This window comes from Desulfonatronospira sp., assembly GCA_003563255.1.
Lineage (GTDB): Bacteria > Desulfobacterota > Desulfovibrionia > Desulfovibrionales > Desulfonatronovibrionaceae > Desulfonatronospira.
This window is the reverse complement of sequence record PWSL01000432.1, coordinates 1-5394: the sequence shown is the minus strand read 5'-3', so window position 1 is coordinate 5394 and position 5394 is coordinate 1. Positions and strand designations below refer to the sequence as shown.

General features: G+C 54.0%; 5 protein-coding genes. 4 read left to right on the top strand and 1 reads right to left on the bottom strand.

The window, feature by feature from the left end:
* Together QZP87_RS12665 and QZP87_RS12660 are read left to right on the top strand one after the other, a co-directional pair.
* A partial coding sequence (locus tag QZP87_RS12665) for a hydantoinase B/oxoprolinase family protein (RefSeq protein ID WP_291323288.1) occupies positions 1-610 on the top strand: 610 nt, incomplete at its 5' end.
* Positions 611-632: 22 nt separating this feature from the next.
* A complete protein-coding gene (locus QZP87_RS12660; protein ID WP_291323287.1) occupies positions 633-1751 on the top strand; it encodes an Sfum_1244 family protein in 1119 nt (372 codons plus the stop codon).
* Positions 1752-1778: 27 nt separating this feature from the next.
* Here the strand turns inward: QZP87_RS12660 and QZP87_RS12655 are convergent, their stop codons facing one another.
* Positions 1779-2180 (bottom strand): response regulator, encoded by a 402-nt coding sequence (locus QZP87_RS12655; RefSeq protein WP_291323286.1) that lies wholly within the window; start codon positions 2178-2180, stop codon positions 1779-1781.
* A gap of 265 nt (positions 2181-2445) precedes the next feature.
* Here QZP87_RS12655 and QZP87_RS12650 point away from each other — a divergent pair, with 265 nt between their 5' ends.
* Together QZP87_RS12650 and QZP87_RS12645 are read left to right on the top strand one after the other, a co-directional pair.
* A complete protein-coding gene (locus tag QZP87_RS12650; protein ID WP_291323285.1) occupies positions 2446-3183 on the top strand; it encodes a biotin--[acetyl-CoA-carboxylase] ligase in 738 nt (245 codons plus the stop codon).
* A 193-nt stretch (positions 3184-3376) separates the two neighbouring features.
* Positions 3377-5394: biotin carboxylase N-terminal domain-containing protein (locus QZP87_RS12645; protein ID WP_291323284.1), on the top strand; the 2018-nt coding region annotated here is incomplete at its 3' end.

Genomic DNA, 5394 nt, shown 5'->3' with positions numbered 1-5394 from the left:
CCTGGATGCGCTGCACCCGGGGGCGGTGGCCGGGGGCAATGTGGAGACTTCCCAGCGCATAGTGGACGTTATCCTGGGAGCACTGTCCAGGGCAATCCCGGAAAGGATCCCCGCTGCTTCCCAGGGCACCATGAACAACGTGACCGTAGGCGGAGTGGACCCCCGCTCGGGCAGGGCCTTTACCTATTACGAGACCCTGGCCGGCGGAATGGGGGCATCCTGCAGGCATCACGGAGAAAGCGGGGTACATTCGCACATGACCAATACCCTGAACACCCCGGTAGAGGCCCTGGAACATACTTATCCTTTCCGGGTGCTTGCCTGCGGGCTGCGCACCGGTTCTGGAGGCAGAGGGATTTTTTGCGGTGGGGACGGCCTTTACAGGCATCTGGAGGTGCTAAGCCCCTGCGAGGTCACGGTGCTCTCTGAAAGGAGAAGCACCAGGCCTTACGGCATAGCCGGAGGCAAGCCCGGCATGGCAGGGAAAAACCGGGTACTGTTGAAAGGGCAGTGGCATGACAGGCCCGGTAAGTTCAGGGAAAGCCTCTCCCCTGGAGATGCAATCCTTATCGGAACTCCGGGTGGGGGTGGATTCGGGGAGGATAAATAAACATGCAAACAGCCAGGATGAGATGCCGATAGATATTGCAAGTATTAAAAATCAGGTCCAGTTCAACTGCCATATATCGGATGCCAACTACAGCGGGACCTTTTCCCTGTGTATGCTGCTGTTGCGAATGCGCAACCTGTACAAGTGGGAGATGGATATACCGCCCTGGAGGGAGCCGCCCCGGGACGAGCTTCTGAAATGGGTGGAGAATCGTGAAAACATGTGGCAGGAGCTGGAAGGCAGGACTGCCAGAGCCCTGGAAATAAACGGGCACAGTCTGGACAGCATGGAGGCCTCAGATGTAAACGCCCGGCTTGGAGGCACAGACCTGTATTACGGTGCAGGTCTGGCAACCGGGATGAAGCCCAGTTATTTACTGGGGCGCTTAGTGGAAAGCCGGTGTCAGGAAGGGATGCATGTATGCATAGTTGATGCCGAGCTTGCCAGGGATATTTTCAGCGTTCCTCTAATGCGCCAGGGGAGCGAGATAGTCGGCAGACGCAGGGCTATGGCTACCCTTTTATGGGACGAAATAATGGAGCTTCGGACATCTTCTTCCATGGCCCTGGCCTTTGCTTTTGATTGCCATGGTCTGAACCTGCACAGGGTGCGCAAACAACCCTCGCTTCAAAAAGAGGGATTTATGCGGGTAGTAAATTTCGAACTGGAAACCTGGGTTTACCATGAAATCGGAGAGTCCCTGGTGGATGCCTTTCCCGGGGATTTGTGGCAGCGTATTGTCTCGGAGCAGGCAGGAACCCTGGTTGAATTCTTTGCCCGGGCAGTGAGAGATCTGCTGGCGGACACCCATCCAGGGGGCTTACTGGGACACATAGTCGGTGCAGGCAAAAGTTCCTCCCTGGGATTTTACGCGGCCCTGACAAGACCCATGTCCCGGGTCATATACCCCGAGATTGTACCAGCTGTACAGGATTTCATGCACACATTCGACTGGAAAGCTATAGAAGAAGCCAGGCAGGCAGGCTATAAACGGGGCCTCAAGATGGCCATGAAGCTGTCGGAAATTTACCAGGACTGCCTGGATAAGGGAGCGTTAGAGGCTGAAAAAGAGGTAAGGGATAAAGTCATTCGTCCCCTGGGCATACTGGAATCCCTGGAAGAGGAGAACCCGGCAGGGTGAAGCCCTTCCGAGTTAATCCCTTGAGCTTTATTTTTCCAGCATCCCAATTTCCTGCAGGGCGTTTTCGACCTTTTCCTTTGATATGGGCTTTGAGAGGTAGGCATCGGCATGTCCCTGAAAGAATGCTGTGGTGACATTCTTGGTATCGGACAGGGCCGTGGTCATTACAGCCTTCACTTCCTGGCCAGCCGGAACCTTCTGCTCGGCTTCAACTTCCCTGATTTTTTTCAGGGCACTCTGCCCGTCCATAACAGGCATCATTATATCCATGAATATCATGTCGTAGGGCCGGTATGCCCTGAGGGCCTGAGTGAATATATCCACCGCCTCGTGGCCGTTTTCAGCCGTGTCACATTCGCTGTGCCGGGAAAGGATTTTAACCAGAATCATTCTGCTGGTGATATCGTCTTCGACTACAAGTGCTCGCATGTTATCCCCCAATAATCTGGAAATTCAACCATTGGCCGATTATGTCTTGTATCTCTAATCCAAAGATGTTCGTTAGTCAATCTCGAAGCGAAATAAATTAGAAAAATAAGTGCCGGGAGAGCCGGTCCCCGGGAGTCAATAAATAAGTTTCGCTGTAGTGATAACGCCCATGTACAAAACCAGATAGATGCAGATCCATAATTTAACAAGCCTTCTTCCGCCTCAATTTTCTGAGACCTGTGCCAGGGTAAAGGATTTCCCGCGCGTGTTCAAGCGCTCCTGGAGAGATTTCAAGGTTATTGAATTGCAGGAATGCACATCCAGCCTGGATACGGCATGGGATCTGATTACAGACAAGCGCTTGTTGCCCGGAGATTCGGTGATCTGCCTGCAGCAGACCCGTGGAAGAGGGCGGATGCGTAGAAACTGGTCCTCCCCGCCGGGCAATATCTATGCCGCCCTGCATCTTCCCGCCCCTGCACCTGAAAGGTTCAACAGTCTTTTAAGCATCGTTCTGGGTTTTTGCTTCCAGCGCGCCCTGGCCTGCCGGGGCATCCAGGCCTTTATCAAATGGCCCAACGACCTGGTAGTAGATTCAGGCAAGGCAGGTGGTATTCTCATTGAAGAAAAAAAAGGCGGATTGCTGGCCGGCATCGGTATAAACCTTAAATCAGCACCAAAGGACGCAGAAATGCGCCGGGACAGGAGTATGCAGGCCTCAGATCTCTCCAGGCAATGGCCCGGCGCAGACCCTGCAGGAGCCTGGGCACAACTTGTGTACTGGGGGCACTTCTGGTATGATGAGACATTGTGCAATTATTCATTAATTGACTTTATTAGTGAAGTTAAGCCATATTTATGGCTTCTGAATCAAAAGGTCAGGGTAGAGCAGGACAATGGGGTTCTGGAAGGCTACCTGCAGGGGATAGATGGAAGCGGAGGCATCATGCTGGAATGTTCGGGACGGATAAAGCATGTCCGGACAGGTGCTCTTCTTTCGTGATTGTCATCCCACAACAGATAACTATCTAATTTTTAAGGAGTATCTGCTCAGCGCTTTTTGGGAACGTAGGGGACAGGCACCCCCGCATTTTTTTTGCTGATGCGAAGATCATTATTGAAAAATTAGTGCCGGGAGAGCCAGTCCCAGGGCCACATGCAAAGCGCTGAACAGATAAATAAAGGAAAACACGGTTATGGAGATTAAGAGTTTTGAGCAGGTAATCAAGGAACTGGAAGGACAGAAAATACTTGTGGCCAACCGGGGCATTCCGGCCAGGCGCATAGCCAGGTCCATCAGGGAGGTTTTCAACGCCGTTCCGGTAATGACCGCAACTGACGTGGATAAGACCGCACCGTTTACATCCGGAGCACAGGAACTGCTTCTGCTGGGAGAAGATTCCAGGGCCTACCTGGATATGAAAAAGATTATCTCCAAGGCCAAGGCCATGGGGGTAATAGCCATCCATCCCGGTTGGGGATTTATTTCCGAGGATTTCTCCTTTCCTTCCCAGTGCCGCAAGGCCGGGCTTGTGTTCATCGGGCCCGAAGACAGGCCCATGGAAATCCTGGGCAACAAGGTGGCGGTGCGGGATCTGGCCAAAAGGGTGGGCGTGCCCGTGGTGCCTGGATCAGAGGGAGCCGTCACAGTGGAACAGGCTTTGGATATGGCCTATGAGATCGGTTTTCCGGTGATGCTCAAGGCCGAAGGCGGCGGCGGCGGCCGCGGGATTTACGAGGTCTTCAGGGAAGAAGAGCTGGAAAGGGCCTATGCCAAGGCCTCGGCCCTGGCCCAGGCATCTTTCGGCAATCCCCGCCTGTACGTGGAAAAGCTTCTGACCTCTGTGCGTCATATCGAGATCCAGGTGGCTGCGGACAGGCACGGCAATGTGTTTGCCTTTGACGAACGTGATTGCACCCTGCAGCGCAACCACCAGAAGCTGGTGGAAATTACTCCATCACCCTGGCCCATGATGAATGAAAACCTGAGGGATAACCTCAAGGAGTACGCCCGCAGGCTGGTGAGAGAAGTTGGATATCATTCTCTGTGTACCGTGGAGTTTCTGGTGGATCGCGAGAGTAATCCTTACCTGATAGAGGTCAATACCCGGCTGCAGGTTGAGCACGGCATCACCGAATGCCGCTATGGCGTGGACCTGGTGGAAGAGCAGATAGCCATGGCCTTCGGCTCAGAGCTGCGCTTCAATGAAAAGGACACAGTTCCCAACAACCAGTCCATGCAGGTGCGTATCAACTGCGAGGATCCCCAGCAGGATTTCGCTCCTAATGCCGGGCTGATAACCAGGTATCAGTCCCCAGGCGGACAGGGGGTGCGCGTGGACTCCTGCATCACCGCCGGGTATCACTTCCCGTCCCAGTACGATTCCGCGGCAGCCCTTCTGATTGTATACGGCAAGTCCTGGAACAAAATTGTGGGCACTATGGAGAGGGCCCTTAAAGAATATATCGTGGGGGGGCTCAAGACCACCATTCCATTTCATCGCAGGGTCATGGCCAACCCCCAGTTTCGAAGCGGGGACTACGATACCAATTTTGTGGGCCAGACCCCGGAACTCATGGTTTACCGTGACCGGGAGCCCGAAGCCCTGCGACTTTCCAGGCTGGTGGCGGAGATATCCGCCAGGGGATACAACCCTCACGTGGAACTGGGGGAGTATCGGGGCGTGCATGACAAGAGACTTGGCCGCATAGAGCCGGTGCTGCCCTCTCTCAAACACGACGACTACAAGTATCCCTATCCCAGGGGAGACCGTGATGCTGTCCTGGATTATATCCGGGACAGTGATCATGTACATTTCACCGACACCACCACCAGGGATATCACCCAGTCCAACTCCGGCAACAGGTTCCGCCTGGCCGAGGACAGGCTCATCGGACCCTACCTGGACAAATGCGGGTTCTTTTCTCTGGAAAACGGCGGCGGGGCGCACTTTCACGTGGCCATGATGGCCAACATGACCTACCCTTTCAGCGAGGCCAGGGAGTGGAACCATTTCGCACCGGATTCCCTGAAGCAGATATTGATCCGCTCCACCAACGTTCTGGGATACAAGCCCCAGCCCAAGAATATCATGCGCCTTACCGGGGAGATGATCTGCGAAGACTACGATGTTATCCGCTGCTTTGATTTTCTGAACCACATCGACAATATGCTGCCTTTTGCCCAGGTGGCCATGAGTCATAAGAAAAATAT

Bases quoted from the DNA above. Each gene is read 5' to 3' on its own strand.
- QZP87_RS12660 (WP_291323287.1), top strand. From the start codon at position 633: ATGCCGATAGATATTGCAAGTATTAAAAATCAGGTCCAGTTCAACTGC.
- QZP87_RS12655 (WP_291323286.1), bottom strand. From the start codon at position 2,180: ATGCGAGCACTTGTAGTCGAAGACGATATCACCAGCAGAATGATTCTG.